Genomic DNA, 20,387 nt, shown 5'->3' with positions numbered 1-20,387 from the left:
TTAGGGCGCGCAATCAGTGGCGTGGCTGTGTGGTGGGCACGGCGGCGATCTCGGGGGCGTTGGCCTTCGCCATGGCCGCGATGCGGGCCGATAGCGAGGGCGCGCCGCCCGGGGTGCTCGCCGGTGGCGGCACGTGGATAGCCACGGGCACCTGCGGCGGTTCGTGCGAGGCGTGCGGTGCCGTGTGCGCCGCATGCTTCGCGTGGTCCTTTTCGTGATGCTGGTGGTGCTTGTCGTCCGCATGCTTCTCCACCAGCTTCGCCGGAGCGAACGGCGAGAAGTCGTCCCAGAGCGGGCTGTGGTCACGGGCGAAGTCGTTGTCGCCAACGCGGCGCTGCGCTTCGATGTCCTCGAGGAGCTTCTGCGAGAACGCGACGCCATCCGGCAGCACGAACAGGCCCGGTTCCCACGCCTGGCGGATATCCCGCTGGGTGTGGTCGTAGCCGATCGGCCAGATCTCGTCGCCCTGGCGGGCCTGGATCGGCGGCGTCGTGCCGTGGATGGTGATGGTCAGCGTGGCGGTGCTGGTGTCGCCGTCGGCATCGGTGATCGTGTAGACGAACACTTCGGTGATCGTGCCGTTGGCATCCAGCGAACTCACCTTCGGGTTGGCCAGGTCCAGCTTGTAGCTGTAGCTGCCATCGGCGTTGAGCACCAGGCTGCCGAACTCACCCACGCTGCCCGCGCCGATGTTGCCGCCGCGGCCGGTGTTCTGCGAGACCACGCCGGTCACCGGGCCACCCGCCGCCGGGCCATCGGCGCCGATACGGTCCGAGCCGGTGAAGACGTTGCCCGCGGCCGAGCTCTGGCCACGATCCTGGACGATGGTGGCGGTGTCGTCGTGCGCGGTCGGCGCATCGTTGGCGATATCCACCACCAGCGTGCCGTCGGAGCGGCCACCGCCGCGGTCGACCACGGTCAGCGCGATGTTGTCCGTGCTGTCGGCGCCGTGCTGGGCCACCGGGTGGTCCAGCGTGTAGGTGTAGCTGATCGTGCCCGCCGTGGTGGCAGAGCCGTTCGAGGCGGTCTGCTGGAAGCCGGTAAGCACCAGGGTGCCATCCGGGGTATGGATGGTGACCGGGGTACCGCCGTTCAGCGCATCGAGCTGCGCCGAGGTCAGCGTGGTGCCACCGATTGTCACGCTGGCGAGGCCGTCTTCCGCGCTCAGGTCGATCGTGCCGGTGGTCACCTGGCTGTGGTCGCCATCGGCCAGGCCCGATTCGTGCACCGTGGCGTGGCCGGTCGTGGCGCCATTACCATCCACCGGCGCGATCGACGGCGAACCGTCGGTGTGGCCGTGGATCGTGATGGTCAGCGTCGTGGTGCTGCGGTCGCCGTCGCCATCGGTGATCGTGTACGTGTAGGTCTCGGTGAGCGTGTCACCGTCCTTCAGCGCGTTGACCACCGGGTTGGCGTTATCCACCGCATAGCTGTAGCTGCCATCGGCGTTGAGCACGAGCGTGCCGTACTGGCCCGCCACGCCGCTACCGACATGGCCGCTCACCGCGCCGGTGGCGGTGCCCGCCTGCACGCCGGTCACCGGGTTCGGGTTGGTATCCGCACCGATGCGGTCCGGCACGTCGCCGCTGCCACCGCCGCCGATCACGTTGCCGCTGATCGCCGTGCCATCTTCGTTCACGTCGGCGTGGTCGGCATGCGCCGTCGGCACGTCGTTCATGATCGTCACCACCAGGCTGCCGGTGGTGGTGGTGCCACCCGCGTCGCTCACCGACAGCGCGATGCTGTCGTTGATGTGGTCGCTGCCCGCCTGGTCGTGGGTGCCGTTCAGCGTGTACGTGTAGCTGAGCGAGCCACCGGTCGGCACCGTGCCGAGCATGCCGCTCGGGGTGAAGCCGGTAAGCACCAGGGTGCTGCCATCCGCCGTGACGATCGACACCGGGTGTGCCGGGCTCAGGCCGGCAAGATCCGCCGCCGTCAGCGTGGTACCGCCCACGGTGATGCTGACCAGGCCATCCGGGGTCGAGATATCCAGCGTATCGGTGACGCTCTTGCCCTCGCCTGCCGGGCCGTCCGGGGTCAGGCCGGCTTCCCACACGGTGACATCGCCACCGGTGGTGTTCGTGCCATTGCCCGGGTGCGGGCCGAAGGTCGGGCCGCCATCGGTGTGGCCGTGGATGGTGATGGTCAGCGTGGTGCTGCTGCTATCGCCGTCCGCATCGGTGATCGTGTAGTGGTAGGTCTCGGTCAGCGTATCGCCATCCTTCAGCGCGTTGACCGTGGGGTTGGTGTTATCCAGCGCGTAGCTGTAGCTGCCATCGCTGTTCAGCACCAGCGTGCCGTAGTTGCCGGCCAGGCCGGTGCCCACGGTACCGGCGACGTTGCCGGCGCTGGTATCGACGGTGACCGCGGTGACCGGGGTCGGCGTGGTATCCGCGCCGATACGGTCAGGCACGTCGCCGTGCGTGGCGCCGCTGACGACGTTACCGGTGAGCGGCACGCCGCTGTCTTCGGTCACGTCGCCGGTATCGGCATGCGCGGTCGGCGCGTCATCGACGATGTCGATCACCAGATTGCCGGAAGCCACGGTGGTACCGCCGCGGTCGGTCACGCTGAGCGCGATCGCATCGGTGGTGTCCGTACCCGACACCGTCATGGTGTGGTCCAGCGTGTAGCTGTAGCTGATGGTGCCCGCGGTCGGCACGCCGCCCACCGAGGTGGTCGGGTTGAAGCCGGTGAGCACCAGGGTGCCATCCGGCGTGTGGATCGTGATCGGGGTGGTGCCCAGGTTGGCCAGCTCGGCCGCCGTGACCGTGGTGCCGCCAATCGTCACGGTGTCCACGCCATCGGCCGCGACCACGTCGATCGTGCCGGTGGTGGTCTGGTCACCGCTGCTGTCGGTGAGGCCCGATTCGTGCACCGTGGTATGGCCAGTCGTCGCACCATTGCCATCCACCGGAACGATCGACGGCGTGCCGTCGGTATGGCCGTGGATGGTGATGGTCAGCGTCGTCGTGCTGCTATCGCCGTCGGCATCGGTGATCGTGTACGTGTAGGTTTCGGTGAGCGTGTCACCCGCCTTCAGCGCGTTGACGTTCGCGTTGTTGTCGTCGAGCGCATAGCTGTAGCTGCCATCGGCATTGAGCGTGAGCGTGCCGTACTGGCCCGCGACGCCCGTGCCCACGTGGCCGCTGACCGTGCCACCGACGTTACCCGCCTGCACGCCCGTCACCGGAGTGCTGGTGGTGTCCGCGCCGATGCGATCCGGCACATCACCACCGGTGGTGCCGGAGACGACGTTGCCGGTGAGCGGCACGCCGCTGTCTTCGGTCACGTCGCCGGTATCGGCATGCGCGGTCGGCGCGTCGTCGACGATGTCGACCACGAGGTTGCCGGAGGCCACGGTGGTACCGCCGCGGTCGGTCACGCTGAGCGCGATCGCATCGGTGGTGTCCGTACCCGACACCGTCATGGTGTGGTCCAGCGTGTAGCTGTAGCTGATGGTGCCCGCGGTCGGCACGCCGCCCACCGAGGTGGTCGGGTTGAAGCCGGTGAGCACCAGGGTGCCATCCGGCGTGTGGATCGTGACCGGCGTGGTACCCAGGTTGGCCAGCTCAGCCGCCGTGACCGTGGTGCCACCGATGTTCACCGACGCAAGGCCATCGGCCGCGGTCACGGTGATCGTGCCCGTGGTGGCTTCATCGCCGCTGCTGTCGGTCAGGCCCGATTCGTGCACCGTGGCATGGCCAGTCGTCGCACCATTGCCATCGACCGGCACGATCGACGGCGTACCGTCGGTGTGGCCGTGGATGGTGATGGTCAGCGTCGTCGTGCTGGTATCGCCGTCGGCATCTTTGATCGTATACGTGTAGGTCTCGGTGAGCGTGTCACCGGTCTTCAGCGCATTGACGGTCGGGTTGGTGTTATCCACCACGTAGCTGTAGCTGCCATCGGCGTTGAGCGTGAGCGTGCCGTACTGGCCGGCGACGCCCGTGCCCACGTGGCCGGAAACATCGGCACCCACGTTGCCCGCGGCGACGCCCGTGACCGGGGTAGCCGTGGTATCGGCACCGATGCGGTCAGGCACATCACCGCCGGTGGTGCCGGAGACGACGTTGCCGGTCAGCGCCGCACCGTCCTCGTTCACATCGCCGGTGTCGGCATGCGCCGTCGGCGCATCGTCGACGATATCGACCACGAGATTGCCGGAAGCCACGGTGGTACCGCCGCGGTCGGTCACGCTGAGCGCAATCGAGTCGGTGGTGTCCGTACCCGACACCTTCATGGTGTGGTCCAGCGTGTAGGTGTAGCTGATGGTGCCTGAGGTCGGCACACCGCCCACCGAGGTGGTCGGGTTGAAGCCGGTCAGGACGATCGTGCCATCCGGGGTGTGGATCGTGACCGGCGTAGTGCCCAGGTTGGCCAGCTCAGCCGCCGTGACCGTGGTGCCACCGATGTTCACCGACGCAAGGCCATCGGCCGCGGTCACGGTGATCGTGCCCGTGGTGGCTTCATCGCCACTGATATCGGTCAGGCCCGATTCGTGCACGGTGGCATGGCCAGTCGTCGCACCATTGCCATCGACCGGCACGATCGACGGCGTGCCGTCGGTATGGCCGTGGATCGTGATGGTCAGCGTCGTCGTGCTGGCATCGCCGTCGGCATCTTTGATCGTGTACGTGTAGGTCTCGGTAAGCGTGTCACCGGTCTTCAGCGCATTGACGGTCGGGTTGGTGTTATCCACCACGTAGCTGTAGCTGCCATCGGCGTTGAGCGTGAGCGTGCCGTACTGGCCGGCGACGCCCGTGCCCACGTGGCCGGAAACATCGGCGCCCACGTTGCCCGCGGCCACGCCCGTGACCGGGGTCGCCGTGGTATCGGCGCCAATGCGGTCGGCGACATCGCCACCGGTGGTGCCGGAGACGACGTTGCCGGTCAGCGCCGCACCGTCCTCGTTCACATCACCGGTGTCGGCGTGCGCGGTCGGCGCGTCATCGATGATGTCGATCACCAGGTTGCCGGTAGCCGCCGTCGCGCCACCGCGATCGGTCACGGAAAGCTTGATCGAATCGGTGGTGTCCGTGCCCGACACCGTCATGGTGTGATTGAGCGTGTAGCTGTAGCTGATGGTGCCCGCGGTCGGCACGCCGCCCACCGAGGTACCTGGGGTGTAACCGTTCAGTACCAGCGTGCCATCCGGCGTGGTGATGGTCTTCGGCGTGGTGCCGAGTGCCGCCATCTCCGCCGCGGTCAGGGTGATGAAGTGACCGGCGCCTGCCGTGGTGTCACCGATCGTCACCGAGGCCACGCCGTCGGCGGCAGTCACGGTGATCGTGCCGGTTGTCATCTGGTCGCCGCTGCCGTCGGTGAGGCCCGATTCGTGCACCGTGGCGTGGCCAGTGGTCGCGCCGTTGCCGTCCACCGGAACGATCGACGGCGTGCCGTCGGTATGGCCGTGGATCGTGATGGTCAGGGTGGTGGTGCTGTGGTCGCCGTCCGCATCGGTGATCGTGTACGTGTAGGTCTCGGTGAGCGTGTCACCGGTCTTCAGCGCATTGACGGTCGGGTTGGTGTTATCGACCGCGTAGCTGTAGCTGCCGTCGGCGTTAAGCGTGAGCGTGCCGTACTGGCCGGCGACACCCGTGCCCACGTGGCCGGAAACATCGGCACCCGTGTTGCCCGCGGCGACGCCCGTGACCGGGGTCACCGTGGTATCGGCACCGATGCGGTCGGCGACATCGCCACCGGTGGTGCCGGAGACGACATTACCGGTCAGCGCCGCGCCGTCTTCGTTCACATCGCCGGTATCGGCATGCGCGGTCGGCGCGTCGTCGACGATGTCGATCACCAGGTTGCCGGAAGCCACGGTGGTACCGCCGCGGTCGGTCACGCTGAGCGCGATCGCATCGGTGGTGTCCGTACCCGACACCGTCATGGTGTGGTCCAGCGTGTAGGTGTAGCTGATGGTGCCCGCGGTCGGCACGCCGCCCACCGAGGTACCTGGGGTGTAACCGTTCAGTACCAGGGTGCCGTCCGGCGTGGTGATGGTCTTCGGCGTGGTGCCGAGTGCCGCCATCTCCGCCGCGGTCAGGGTGATGAAATGACCGGCGCCTGCCGTGGTGTCACCGATCGTCACCGAGGCCACGCCGTCGGCGGCGGTCACGGTGATCGTGCCGGTCGTCGTCTGGTCGCCACTTGTGTCGGTGAGGCCCGATTCGTGCACCGTGGCCTGGCCGGCGGTCGCACCATTGCCATCGACCGGCACGATCGACGGCGTGCCGTCGGTGTGGCCGTGGATGGTGATGGTCAGCGTCGTGGTGCTGGTATCGCTGTCGGCATCAGTGATCGTGTACGTGTAGGTCTCGGTGAGGGTCTGGTTGTCCTTCAGTCCGTTGACCGCCGCGTTGGTGTTATCCAGCGTGTAGCTGTAGCTGCCATCGGCATTCAGCACGAGCGTGCCGTACTGGCCTGCCAGTGCGGCGCCGACGTTGCCGATCGCCGCGCCCGCCGAGGTACCCGCCTTCACACCGGTGACCGGGGTGCTGGTGGTGTCGGCGCCCAGACGGTCCGGCGCATCGCCGCCGGTGGTGCCGGAGACTACGTTGCCGGTGAGCGGCAGGCCGCTGTCTTCGGTCACGTCGCCGGTATCGGCGTGCGCGGTCGGTGCATCATCGACGATATCGACCACGAGGTTGCCGGAGGCCACGGTGGTGCCACCGCGGTCGGTCACGGAAAGCTTGATCGCATCGGTGGTGTCCGTGCCCGACACCGTCATGGTGTGGTCAAGCGTGTAGGTGTAGCTGATGGTACCCACGGTCGGTACGCCGCCCACCGAGGTGGTGGCGTTGAAACCGGTGAGCACCAGGGTGCCGTCCGGCGTGGTGATCGTCACCGGCGTGGTGCCCAGCGTCGCCAGCTGCGCGGCGGTCAGGGTCACGAAGTGGCCCGGGCCCGCGGCCGTATCGCCGATCGTCACCGACGCGAGGCCATCGCCCGCGGTCACGGTGATCGTGCCGGTGGTCGTCTGGTCGCCACTGCTGTCGGTGAGACCCGACTCGTGCACGGTGGCCTGGCCGGTCGTCGCACCGTTGCCGTCCACCGGCACGATCGACGGCGTGCCGTCGGTGTGGCCGTGAATGGTGATGGTCAGCGTGGTGGTGCTGGTATCGCCGTCGGCATCGGTGATCGTGTACGTGTAGGTCTCGGTGAGCGTGTCACCGGTCTTCAGCGCGTTGACGGTCGGATTGGTGTTATCGACCGTATACGTGTAGCTGCCATCGGCTTTCAGCACGAGCGTGCCGTAGTTGCCGACCACGCCGCTGCCGACGTGGCCACTGACATCCGCACCCACATCGCCGAGCGCCACGCCGATCACCGGAGTGGCCGTGGTGTCCGCACCGAGGCGGTCAGGCACGCTGCCGCCCGTCGTACCGCTAACGACGTTGCCGGTCAGCGCCGCGCCGTCTTCGTTCACATCACCGGTGTCGGCGTGCGCGGTCGGCGCGTCATCGATGATGTCGATCACCAGGTTGCCCGTAGCCGCGGTCGCGCCACCGCGATCGGTCACGGAAAGCTTGATCGCATCGGTGGTGTCCGTGCCCGACACCGTCATGGTGTGGTTGAGCGTGTAGCTGTAGCTGATGGTGCCCGCGGTTGGCACGCCACCCACCGAGGTACCCGGGGTGTAACCGTTCAGCACCAGGGTGCCATCGGGCGTGGTGATGGTCTTCGGCGTGGTGCCGAGTGCCGCCATCTCCGCCGCGGTCAGGGTGATGAAATGACCGGCGCCTGCCGTGGTGTCACCAATCGTCACCGAGGCCACGCCGTCGGCGGCGGTCACGGTGATCGTGCCGGTCGTCGTCTGGTCGCCACTGGTGTCGGTGAGGCCCGACTCGTGCACCGTGGCCTGGCCAGCCGCGGCACCGTTGCCATCGACCGGCACGATCGACGGCGTGCCGTCGGTGTGGCCGTGGATGGTGATGGTCAGGGTGGTGGAGCTGGTATCGCCGTCGGCATCCTTGATCGTGTACGTGAAACGCTCGGTCAGCGTCTGGTTGTCCTTCAACGCGTTCACGCGCGCGTCGTTGTCGTTCACCGTGTACGTGTAGCTGCCGTCCGCCTTCATCACCAGCGTGCCGTAGGTACCCGCCAGCGGCGTATTGATGTTGCCCGTCGCCGTGGTGCCCGAGCCGCCGGTCTTGACGCCGGTGACCGGGGTGGCGGTGGCATCGGCGCCAATGCGGTCGGCGACATTGCCACCGGTGGTCCCTGAAACGACGTTACCGGTCAGCGGCACACCGGTGTCTTCGGTGACATCGCCGGTATCGGCACGCGCCGTCGGCGTGTCGTCGACGATGGTGACGGTGATGGTGCCGTTGTCGGTGAAGCCGGCGCTATCGCGGGTGGAAATCCCGACCACGTCCGTGCTGCTCACCGCGCCCGGCTGGTTCACCGCGCCGTTCAGCGTGTACTTGTAAGCCAGCAGCTGCGTACCGCCATTGGCGAGGTAGCCGGTGATCACCAGCGTACCCTGTGCGGTCTGGATCGTGCGCTGCTCCACCGGCACGTTCGACAGGTCCTGCAGCTGCGCCAGGGTCAGGGTCACGAAATGACCCGCGCCCGCGGCCGGGTCGCCGATCGTCACGGTGTCCAGGGTGTTCACCAGGACAAAGGTCTCCATGCCCGTGAAGGTCTGGCTGTTGTCGGTACCGACCAGGCCCGATTCCTTCACCTGGGCCACGCTGCTGATCGTGAAATCGACCACGCGCGTCGTCACCAGGTGGTTCGACGTGCCATCGGCAAAGCTGTACTGGTCACCCTTGGTGTTCGGGTCGTTGGTTTCGTTGTCCAGCTGATCCTGGGTCAGCGTGCCCTGGCTCGGGCGATCACCGTGGTTACCGTTGTCGTTCACCACCAGCTGTACCTGGAAGGTGCCGTTCCACATGCCGTTGTTATCGCCCGGGCTGGCGCCCGGCGCCTGGATACCCACGGTATTCAGCGCAGCCTGCACCGCGGTGACGCTACCGGTGAAGGTCACCGTGCTGTGGCCCGCGCCATCGGTGCCGATCGTCCAGCTCGCGCCGTTCAGCGTGCCGGTGGTGGTTGTAACGCCGTTGATGTCGTGGACCGTGAAGCCCGTGGGCAGGACCACCGTCGCGCTGATCGCGTCGGTACCGGCATCCGGGTCGGCCAGCGTGATGTTCTTGAGCGTGTAGATGCTCGACGGGCTTTCGGTGTACACGTTCGAACCGGTGACACCAATCGCCGTCGGGTTGTTGATCGACGACGGGAACACCGCACGCGAATTGGACGAGACGTTCTGGCCAAGGCCACCCGGGATCGCCGCATACGGATCGACCACATCGGTCGGCACATCAGCCACACCGGTGTTGTCGGCGTTGAAATCCGGCCCGCCGTTGGCGCTGTGCGAGTTATCGAGCGCACCGGTGGTGACGTTGCGCATGCGGTCGTCCGCGATCACCTCCACGCGGTAGCCCTTGTCCACGTTGGCCAGGCCACCGCTGATCGTCACCTTCAGGCCCGCCAGGTAGGCATTGACCTGGTCGCGCGTGCCGCGGATCACCAGCGCCGCGTGGTTGCCACCGAAGCTGCCATCCACGGTCGCGCCGGAACCCACGGTCCCCGTGCCGATGGTGATATCGCCGTACAACGACTGGGCCAGCGCGTTGCCCGCCGCATCGGTGATCCGCACGGTCACCTGCATGAAATCGTTCTCACCGGTGGCGATGCCATTGCCGGTGATATCGATATCGCCCACTGTGAAGCCGCCCACGTCGGTGGGGCCGTTGAGGTAGACGACCGACGGATCGCTCACGCCCACGGTCGGTGCGTCGTTCACCGCATCGATGGTGATCGCCACCGTGCTGTCAGCCGGGTTGTTCGACACGCTGCCGCCGCCGGTGTCGCTACCGATCGTCGAACCCGTATCGTCGAAGTGCAGGGTGAGCGTCACATCACCCGCTTCACCGCCGTTCTGGTCGTGGTTGGCGTCGGCCGCGCTCAGGTAGGTGAGGCCCAGCGCCGCATCGTTGAGCAGCGCCTGGATATCGCTCGCGCGGCCGGTGAGCACCAGCGTGCCCGTGTTGTCGCCGCTGATCATCACCGCACGGCTACCCGCCGCACTGGCCGTGGCCGAGCCCTGGGTGCCGTCGCCGCCGATGCCGAGGACGCCGGCCGGCACGCTGAGCGTCACCGTCACCGGCGAATCGAACGCCGCGGATTCCGGGTCGCTCACGACGAAGCCGCCACCGATGTGGGTCGCCTGGTCTTCCTTGCTCGTTACCGTCGCCGGGCCGGTCAATACGCCCGGCTCGTTCACGCTCGAGGCGCGCACGTTCACCGCGGCGGCCGAGATGTTGCCGTCCTTCACCGGCACCGTTTCGCTGTACCAGTTGTATTCGTGGCCATCGACCGGGCTGGTCGAGGGACCCGTGCCCGTATTCGGGGTCGGGTTCTGGTTTTCGGTGCCGCCGTTGGCGCCGCCGGTGAGGTTGCCGTTGCCGTCGCGCATGCGATCGTCGGCAATCACCTGCACCTGGTACTTCGCGTCCCGATCGGAACCGAAGGTGACCGTGAGCGCGGCCAGCGCCGCGTTCACCTGGGCGCGCGTGCCGCGCATCACCAGGTAATCGTTCACGCCATCCTTGTCAGTATCCACGCCGGCGATCGCGCCGTGGCCGATGGTCACGCCGCCCGCCGCCGCGTATTCCGCCGCGGTGAAGGCCGAGCCATTCTCGTGCAGCAGGCGCACCGTAACCTGGATGAAATCGGTCTCGCCATCGGTGAGCGTGGTCAGGTCCGGGTCGGCGACGCTGAAGCCCGGCACCTGGTTGTTCGCGGCCTGCTGGCTATCCAGGTCGATCGTGCCGGTCGGCCCGGTCACCACCGGCGCGTCGTTGGTCGGCACGGTGTAGATCCAGAACGCGTTGCCCGTCTGTTCCTGGTCGCCATCGGAGATGGTGAAACCGAACTTGTCGTCCGGGGTGTTATCCGTACCGTTGAAGGTGTGGCCGAGCGCCTCGGTGCCGTCGTTGAGGTAATAGATGTGGCCGGCTGCGACATCCGCCTGGGTGAACGACGAGCCCGCGCCGAGGATGTGGAAGTTCACGCCGTCGGTCGAGATGGCGATGCTGCCGTGTGCCGGCACCGAGGTGATCAGGTACTGCACCTGGACGTCGGTGCTATCCGGATCGTAGGCCTGCAGCATGGCCGTGGTGATCTGGCCATAACCGCCTTCCTTCACGGTCAGCGGGGTGTTCGCGAGCGGGCGCGGGTTGGCCGGGTCACCGGCAATCTGGTTCGGTGAATCCGCGGGGATCGTGGGATTGGCCTGGGTCGGATCCTTCGCGATCTGCGGCCCATCGTTGACGTTGGTGATCTGGATGCCGACCGTGCCGGTCGCGGCCGAGTGATCGCCCCAGCGATCGATCGCCTCCACGGTGAAGCTGGTGTTGCGCACTTCCGACCCATTGCTGACGAAGCGCAGGCCGGTGGTCGTCGTGTCGCCGGTGATGATCGAGGCATCCAGGACCATGCCCTGGGTGACGACATGCCAGCTCGCACCGTGGTCGTCGGAGTACTCCAGCGTGCCACCCGTGGGCAAGGTCTTGACGACGAACTTGAGCGCCGCGGTACCGGTCGCCGCGTTGTTGTACGCGTAGTTCGGCAGGCCGTTCGGCAGGGTCGGCGAGTTCTCGAGGTAGGCCTGGCTGGTGGCGTCATCCGGGTCGGTGATGCTCAGCTGGCCCGTGGTGATCATCGCGGTCTGGCCTTCGGCGATCACCGTGCTCGATGAACCCGAGACCACCGGCAGGTCGTTCACCGGCGTGGTGTAGATATCGAGCTTCGGCCGCCACACATCCGCGGTCGCCACGCCGTTCTGGATCACGGTGATGCCCGCGGATACCGAGAACTTCGCCGTCAGGTGGAAGTTCTCGCCACCATCGTGCTGGAAGCGCACGTTACCGGCATCCAGGTCGGCCTGGGTGAAGGTGCCATACAGGCCGATATCCACCCACGCGCCGGCTACCTGCTTCTGCAGGGTGCCGCCGCCGCTGGTGCCGGCGTCGGTATCGAAGCCGAGGAAGGTGTACACCACCTGCGACGAGGGCACGCCATCCACCGTGTAGCTCAGGCCCGGGTCCTTGCTGAAATCCGTGGGCTGGCCGTTGGTGGTGGTGCCGTGCAGGATGACGGTGCCACCCTCGACGAGCTGGCCGATCTGGTTGTTCGAAGGATCCGTACCCGCGTGGTTCGAAGCGGTCTCGTGCACCGGCGGATTCACCAGCGGGAAGCTGCCGCCGTTACCGGCCGGCGTCTGCGCCAGGTGGATCGTGAAGCTGTAGTTCTTCAGCGTATCGGTCTTCAGGCCACCGGTGTAATCGCCACCCTCGCGGGTGAACGTGGTGCCATCAGCGTTCCAGCGCAGCGCCGTGGTGTTATCCACCACCTGGAAGTTGAACGTATCCACCTGGCCTGCCGTGGCGCCGGCGTACTGCACGTACTGCACCTTGCCGGCCGTGATGTCGGCCATGGTGAACACCGCGCCGTCGGCCATGCGCTGGCCGTTCAACAGCAGGTAGCCGTGGGTCAGCCCGGCCTGGCTGGTGACGAAGCTGATGTTGCTGTCCGGCGAATCGATATCGGTGGCGCCGATCATCTGCGCGGTGAGCTTCACCGAGTAGGCGCCCGCGCTGCCATCGCCCGCGGCGGTCACCGTGGCGTCGCGCGTGCTGGTGTCGACCAGCACCGGGTCATCATCGACCGCCTGGATATGCAGGGTCACCGTGCCATCCGCCGAGGCCGGGGTAGTGGTGCCGCCGCCCTGGTCGGTAACGCGCACGCCGATCGTATCGGTCGTGATGAAATCCTTGCCGTCGTTGCTGTAGGTCAGGCCGTTGCGCTGGGTGTAATCGAACGTATCGCCCACCTTCACCGCAACGCCGTTGTAGAACAGCGTGCCGTGGGTCGGCAGCGCGGTGATCGTGATGAGCAGCGAGGTATCCTGCGGATCGCCGCCGCTGCTGGCCACGATGTACTGGCCGACGTTGCCGGTGCCTTCAGCGTTCTGCGGCTGGCCTTCGTACACATTGCCATCGCCGCCGATCGTCGGCAGCTGGTTCACCGGCACCACGTGCAGGCTGATCGTGGCCGTATCGGATTTCGCCAGCGGCGTGGCGCCATCGTTCACGCGCACGTTGAAGCTGTCGTCGTGGTCCTGGTCCGCGCCGGTGGCGGTGTGCACGTAGCGCACCTTGCCGTCGATCACGTCCTGCTGGGTGAACACCGAACCCGCGCCCAGGCGGTTGCCGCTGAGCGTGAGGTAGCCATAGGTGGGAACGCCGGTGACGCTGTACACGATCTGCGTCGGCGTCTGCGTGTGCGCGATATCCACTTCCGGATCCAGCGCCGCCAGGGTGTCCGTGGTGATCACGGTACCCGCGCCGCCATCGATCTCGGAAACGTCCTGGGTCTTGTCAGCCACCGTCACCGGGTCGTTCGACGGGGTCACCGTCACGTCCAGCGACTTGGTCGCGGTGAGCGACGACGCCACGTCGGTCACGGTCACGCTGATCGTGGTCTTGGCAGCGGTGTTGCCCAGCTCCACGTCGGCGGCGACGAACTGCAGCTGGTTCAGCCACGCGCTCGCATCGGCGGAGGAACCAACGAAGCGGAACCCCCCGGCAATCGTGGTCACGCCATTCATCGAGGCCGAGGCCAGCGTGCCCTTGCTGGTATCGCCCAGCACCACATCGACCGAGACCTGGCCGGAGTCGGTCACGGTCCAGCCGGTGAGCGTGGCGCGATCCGCGCCTGCCACGTTCAGCGGGCTCGGTTCGGAGGCGGTGACGCTCTTCGCGGTGGTATCCACGGTCGGCGCTTCAAGCAGGCCGTCGTAATCGAGCGCCAGCGCGCGGGCCTCGATGTGGCCGGTGCTGGTTTCCAGCACCCAGTTGCCACCGTGCGCGGCCGCACCGGTTTCATCGGTGGACGAGGCCACGTCGGCGCTGGTGAGCCGCGCCATCTCCGTGACCATCGCGGTGTCCTTGCCGGACACGTCGCAGCCGTAGAGCAGGATGTCGCCATCCTTCGTCATCGTGGAGCCGACGTCGCCCAGCTGGCGGGCGAAGCTGTCGATGTTCGCCGCCGTCACCGTGTCCGTGCCCAGCGAGATGGAATCGCTCGCACCGTGGCTGATGACGTGGATGGCGCTGATGTCGTGCTCGCCGCGCAGGGCGTTGGCGAGCTGGTCCATGCCGGAGGACTTGTCGTCGATCACCACCACCTGGCTGCCCTTCGGCAGCTGGGCCACGAGCGACTGCCAGTTGGCCACGCTCTCGTCGACGACGTAGACCTCCTTGCCGTGTGCCTCGGCGGGCGCGGCGGCCGGGGCCGGTGCGCTGGCGGGAGCCGGGGCCGGGGCGGCCGGGGCCTGCACGGCATGGCCGGGCTGGTCCGTGGCGGCGCTGTGGAACTTGCCCGCATCGTGGGCCGCTTCCGCCGGATCGGCGTGGTGGGCGGCCTCCACGAGCGCCGCGCCGTCGTACATCTGGCGGGGCTCGAGCGCGTAACGGTGGCTACGCGGGCGGAAGGGGTTGTTCGACTTGGTCCCTGGCATGGTGCGCCTTGCTCGTTTCGGGCTATCACGGGCCAAACGCGGCCATCCCGCGGCTGGCTCAGGCGCAGGAGTGAAGGTTTGGTGGAAAAGCTGTGATGGAGGTCACAGCAGTTGCCGCGATGCTATGTATCAGCCGTGTAACGTGGAAGTACGTAACGCAGGAACTTATGTCACGCAGGGCGTGACAAACTTCCCCTCCAGCAAAGGGCCCCGCGCAAAGGGCGCCGTGGCAGGCTTCCCGCGCTTTTGCCGAAGGGGAATAGGCCGAAACGGCAACTAGGAATTTTTCACCCTGATATGGCTGGAGTTACGCCGGACCGGGTCACGGCAAGCTTCACCACCTGCCGCATGATGTCACCCGCCGAGGCCGGCTTCAGGAGCACGCCGTTGAAGTTCACGTTCGTGACGAACGAGGGCGCCGGGCTGGTGGCCGAGTAGAGCAGCACCGGCAGCCCCCGGTCCAGCTCGCGGACGGCATGCAGCAGGCGCCAGCCATCCCCGCCCGGGAATTGCAGCTCGGTGATGACCAGGGCCGGGCGTCCCGCCTGGAGAGCCAGCGCGGCGGCGTGGCCATCGGCCGCGGCCACGCTGTGGAAGCCATAGCCGTCGAGCAGGTCGCAGAGCACCGCGCGGGTCGGCGCATGGGGCTCGACCACCAGGACCACGCGGTCCCCGCCATCCACGTCGCCGGCATCTTCACCGGGCGGCAGGTCGGCTTCGACATCGTCGGCGCTGGCCAGGGGCAGCGCCACGGCGAACGCGAAACGGCTGCCGCCGGTGGGCACGGCTTCCACCTCGAGGCGCGAACCCATGTGCTCGAGCAACTGCTCGACAATCGCCAGGCCCAGGCCGCTGCCATCGTGGCGGGCCGCGTTGTCGCCGCGCGCGAACGGCTTGCGTAGCGCTTCCAGCGCCTTCGGATCCATGCCGATGCCGGTGTCTTCCACGACGAAGGCGATGCTCACCACGCCACCGCTCGCGGCTTCCGCGCTCGCGCGCAGCACGACGCTGCCGCCGTGGGTGAACTTGGCCGCGTTGCCGAGCAGGTTCATCAACACCTGGCCGAGGCGGCGGAAATCGGCCACCACCAGCGCGGGCAGGCGTTCGTCGAAATGCGTCGTGAGCTGGTTGCCGTGGCGCTCGGCCAGCAGCTCGGCCCGCTCGGCCACCTCGTGCAGGAACGCGTGCAGGTAGCCCGGCTGCGGTGCGAGGCGCAACCCAGTGAGCTCGCCCCGCGAGAACTCGAGCAGCTCATCGATCAACGCCATCTGCTGGTGTACGTGGCGCTCGATGATCCGCGGGTAATCGCGCGCGGCATCACCGCCACGCCAGCGCCTTACCGCGGAAAGAATGGTGTTCAACGGCGCGCGCAGGTCATGACCCACGTGGGCGAGCAGCATGCGCCGGGCCTGCAGTGCCTCACGCAGCTCGGCCGTGCGCACATCCACCACGGCTTCCAGGCGCCGCGCATGCGCGATCAGCAGGCGCGTCCTCCAGCGCCAGGCGCCCCACGTCGCCAGCAATGCGAGCGCCACGGCGGCGGCGTACGCCCATGGTCGCTGCCACCACGGTGGCGCCACGGTGAACGCGAGCGAGACAGGCGCCGAGGCGACGCGGCGGTTCACATCCACCGCCTGCACTTCAAACAGGTACTGGCCGGGAGGGAGCGATGCGTAACGCACCTCGCGCTGCGCCGTTTCCACCCAGCCGCCATCCACGCCGGGCAGGCGGTAACGGAAGCGGACAGGGTGGCCTGCATTGTTGTTCGCGACACCAAAGTGCAGGACCAGCGCCGCCGCCTCGTGGAACGGCAACGTCGCCGCCGCACCCACGGGCTTGCCGCTGTAGCGCGCGTCGGTCAGCACCGGCTGGATGTTACGCGGAGCGAGCAGCTGATCAGGGTCGAGCACGTGGGTCAGGCCAACCGGCGCACCGATCCACACCGTGCCATCGTCGTCCGCCAGGAACGCGCCGTGGTTGGTTTCATCCCAGAGCAGGCCATCGCGCATGGAGAGGCGCGCCCAGTTGCCGTGGTCAAGCACGTCGACGCCGCTGCCGCCGCCCGCCCACAGGCGCCCGCGGCGGTCCGCACGCAGGAAGTAGAAGCGCGTATCGGCGAGCAGCGCATCGGCCACCGGGGCGACCGCGAGCGTATCGGCGTCGCTGGTTTCCGCGACCCACAAGCCGGGCTGTAACGCGCTGAGCCACAGGCGGCCATCCGGCGTCACCGCCACGTTTTCATAGCCGCCCGCGGATTCCTCCGGTTGCAGCTTCACGTGCGCCCACTGGCCATCCTTGCCCTGGCGGAAGAGGCCCGCGCTGCATGCGACCCACAGGCGGCCTGCCGTGTCCTCGGCGGCATCCGAGCACATGGTCGGCGGAATCAGGTCCGCGGCAGCGCGCGTCGCCGTCCCCTTCTGCGTATCGATCTCGAACAGGCCGCCGAGCGTGTACGCCCACAGCCGGCCCGCGTGGTCCATGAGCGCGCCGCGGGTAAGGTACGGGAGCGTCGTGACCACGTGCGTTTCGCGGCTTTGTGTGTCGTAGCGCGCCACGCGCCCATCGAACAGGAAGTACCAGAGCGCGCCCTTGCCATCGGCGATCACGGCATGCGCCTGCGCGGGCGGAGGCAGCGCCAGCGGCGCACGGTGCGCCGCGTTTTCGTCGGGCACGATGACTTCCGCGCCAGCTTCGCTCGCCACCCACAAGGACTTCGCATCGGCGCGCGCGATCGACCAGACGAGGTTGCCGCTCAAGCCCTGCGCGGCGGTCCAGTCTTCGACGGCGTCGGCGCTACTCCAGTAGTACACGCCGCGGCCGTAGGTACCCATCCAGACCATGCCATCACGGTCCGACACCATCGACGACACGCCGACGCCAGGCAGGCCATTCGCCGTATCGAACAACTGCCAGTGCGCGCCATCCCAACGCGCGAGGCCGACGTCGGTGCGGGTGAGGATGCGCCCCGCCCGGTCTTCGACGATATCGATGCTCGAGGCGGCGACCTTCATGTGGCCATCGGGCATATCGTGCGATACGAACGCGTTGGCATTCGCCGGCAGGCGCAGCACATGGCCGATGCCACGCGCCCACACGCTGCCATCGCGCGAAGCGAGCAGCCCAAGCCACTTGTCCGCCGGCACGCCCTTGTCTTCACCGAAGCGCGTGAGCACACCGTTGCGCAGGCGACACAGCGCGGGGCCACAACCGAACCAGGTGGTGCCGCTGTGCTGGAGCACCGCGGCGACATCGCCCGGCGCCAGGGTCTGCAGGTTCACCAGCGGCTGCGTTTCGCTCCAGCCGCCGTTCGCCGCCGGTGCCAGGCGCAACAGGCGGTGGCCGCTCACGGCAAGCATCCCACCCTCGCCGTCGGCCGCCAGCGACTGCCCGCGATCGACCAGCAGGCGCTTGCCCTCCGCTGACACGAATTCGAACGTGCCACCGTCGTTGCGCCGCTGGAGGCCCGCACGCGACGCGACCCACAGGTGGCCGTCCGCATCCTCGGCCATCGCCACGACTTCGGACGTCTCGAACCCGTTCGCGGGGCCGACGCCTTCGAAGCCGAGGCCATCGAAGCGATAGAGGCCCTTTTCCGTTCCGACCCAAAGGAAGCCATCGCGCCCCTCGTGCAGGCGCACGACGGAGAGACTGGTGAGGCCGTTGCCCTGGTCGTAGATCGTCAGCGGGAGCTGCACCGTGGACGCTGCGGCGGTGCCGCTGGCCAACCGCAGCAAGGCCATCACGGCCGCCGCCGTTGTGGGAGCGCGCTTGCGCGCGATCCAGCCCGCGACACGGCCGCCTATCGCGCGCAAGCGCGCTCCCACAACGAGTACGGGGGCTGCGTTAGCCACGGGCCGCGGCTTTGCGGTAATCGCCAGGCGTCACGCCAAGCCGTTCGCGGAACGCCGTAGCGAAGTTGGCGGCGCTGCGAAAGCCGATGCTGTCCGCAATATCCTGCATGCCCAGCGTGGTGTTCGTGAGCAGCTCGCGGCTCTTGCGCAGGCGCTCCTCACGGATCCACGCGAACACCGTAGTGCCGAGGCGCTGGCGGAAAATCGCGGAGAGTCGCTTGTCGTAGGTACCGACCGCCGCGGCTATCTCATCCAGGCCGAGCGGTTCGGCCAGGCGCTGGCTGATGAAACGCATCGCCGCGCGCAGCACCACTTCATCCCGCCCCATCGGCAGGTCCGCCGGTGCCGCGTCGGGCACGCCACGCCGGGTCAGGCGCAGGTGGATCCGCACGCGCGCCAGCAGTTCCGCGGGGCTGCACGTCTTGAGGATGTAATCGACGGCACCCTGCCCCAGCCCTTCCAGCCGTTCTTCCTCGCTGGCGGCGGAACTCAGGAACAGGATCGGGATATCGCGCGCAGGCTGGATCTCCTGGAGCAGCCGGCAGACGGTGAACCCATCCATGCCGGGCATGCGCACATCGAGCAGGATCAGGTCCGGCGCAAGCGCCTGGGTCCGCTGCAGGCCCTGCTCGGCCGTGGTAGCGAGGCTCACCCGGAAGGGCTCGGCCCGCAAGGCCTGGATCAGGTCACGGATGCCCTCCGGGGCATCATCGATCACCAGAATGCGTGGTTCCTGCACCGACACGATCTTCCCCCTGTGAAGGCGTCCGCCACTTCCGGTGGCGCGCCAGCGCGGAAGTATACGGTTCAGGCGGGTAAGATTCCCCTCAAGCAAACGGCTTTGACGCTGTGGCGAAGTCGCGCTCACAAGGGGGGCCCTACCATCTCGACGTATCAAAAACGGCGCAGCAGCGACGAGAAGCCCGTGCAAGGCATGGATTCGATTGAAAATCTTGGCGACCTGTACCTGCTGGTGCAGGCGATCGAGGCCGGCGGCTTCTCCGCCGCCGCCGCCAAGCTGGGCACGACCCGCTCGCTGATCAGCCGGCGGATCCTTGCCCTGGAAGAACGCCTGGGTGTCCGCCTGCTCCATCGCAACGCCCGCCAGTTTGGCGTGACAGCCACGGGCGAGCGGGTTTACCAGCACGCCTCCGCCATGTGCGAGGCGGCGCTGGCCGCCGAACAGGCCTCACGCGCGCCGGGCGAAGCACAGCGGCTGATCCGCATCGAAGCGCATGGGCTGCTCTCGCCGATGGTCGCGAGCCTCATGTCGGAGTTCACCCACGTCCACCCGCGCACGCGTTTCGCTGTCACGGTCGGCGGCGGCGACATGAACCTGCTGCTGCGCCAGCAGACGGACGTGATCCTGAGCCTGCGCGATACGCTGCCGGACAGCACCGACGTGGTGGCACGTTCGCTGGGTGGTTTGCGCCGGGTCACCGTCGCGAGCCCCGACCTGCTCCGCCGTGTGGGCGTACCCCGCCACCCGGGCGAGCTCGACGATGACGATTGCATCGCGCTGGGCGCGGACGCCTCGGGCTTCTGGCATTTCCGCGGCGTGGCACCGCGGCGGCGCAAGGTGCGCGTGGCCTTCGCCGATGTCGCCGCCCTGCTCGCTGCGGTGGAAGGCGGATTGGGCATTGCCCAGTTACCGCACTACCTCGTCGCCGGCAGCTTCGCCAGCGGGAAGCTCACGACGCTGCTCGAAGCCTTCGAGCCGGAGCCATTGCCGCTGCACGCGCTGACGGTATCGGGCCGCGTGGCCTCGGACGCCACGGTAAGCTTCGTCCGCTTCATGCAAACCCGCCTGGCGGCGATGCCGTAACGCCGTTGTGGGAGCGGGGGGGGGGGGGGGGGGGGGGGGGGGGGCACCCCCCCCCCCCCCCCCCCCGCCCCCCCCCCCCCCCCCGGGGGGGGGGGGGGGGGCGGCCGTGAGCCCC

At 67.9% G+C, this 20,387-nt stretch carries 4 protein-coding genes; 1 reads left to right on the top strand and 3 read right to left on the bottom strand.

Translation table 11 applies throughout. The features are described 5' to 3' along the window. Positions 1-13: 13 nt before the first annotated feature. The 3 genes from ACZ6YI_RS19635 to ACZ6YI_RS19625 form a co-directional block, all read right to left on the bottom strand. Positions 14-14,596, bottom strand: coding sequence for a VCBS domain-containing protein (locus ACZ6YI_RS19635; RefSeq protein WP_465780111.1), 14,583 nt, complete (start codon positions 14,594-14,596; stop codon positions 14-16). A 287-nt stretch (positions 14,597-14,883) separates the two neighbouring features. Then, positions 14,884-18,408: a two-component regulator propeller domain-containing protein gene (locus tag ACZ6YI_RS19630; RefSeq protein WP_465780110.1), complete on the bottom strand. Its 3,525-nt coding sequence runs from the start codon at positions 18,406-18,408 to the stop codon at positions 14,884-14,886. Positions 18,409-18,439: 31 nt separating this feature from the next. After that, a complete protein-coding gene (locus tag ACZ6YI_RS19625) occupies positions 18,440-19,165 on the bottom strand; it encodes a response regulator (protein WP_465780109.1) in 726 nt (241 codons plus the stop codon). A gap of 216 nt (positions 19,166-19,381) precedes the next feature. On the opposite strand from ACZ6YI_RS19625, the gene ACZ6YI_RS19620 reads away from it, so the two are divergent. Further along, the gene (locus tag ACZ6YI_RS19620) at positions 19,382-20,272 is read left to right on the top strand and encodes a LysR substrate-binding domain-containing protein (RefSeq protein WP_465780108.1); all 891 of its coding nucleotides are present in this window, start codon (positions 19,382-19,384) and stop codon (positions 20,270-20,272) included. Positions 20,273-20,387: the final 115 nt, after the last annotated feature.

This window comes from Luteibacter sp. NPDC104163, from assembly GCF_055584245.1.
The sequence above is the reverse complement of the archived record's forward strand: the minus strand, read 5'-3'. Positions and strand labels throughout refer to the sequence as shown.

Coding starts and splice junctions, on each gene's coding strand:
- ACZ6YI_RS19635 (WP_465780111.1), bottom strand. CDS start 14,596: ATGCCAGGGACCAAGTCGAACAACCCCTTCCGCCCGCGTAGCCACCGT.
- ACZ6YI_RS19620 (WP_465780108.1), top strand. CDS start 19,382: ATGGATTCGATTGAAAATCTTGGCGACCTGTACCTGCTGGTGCAGGCG.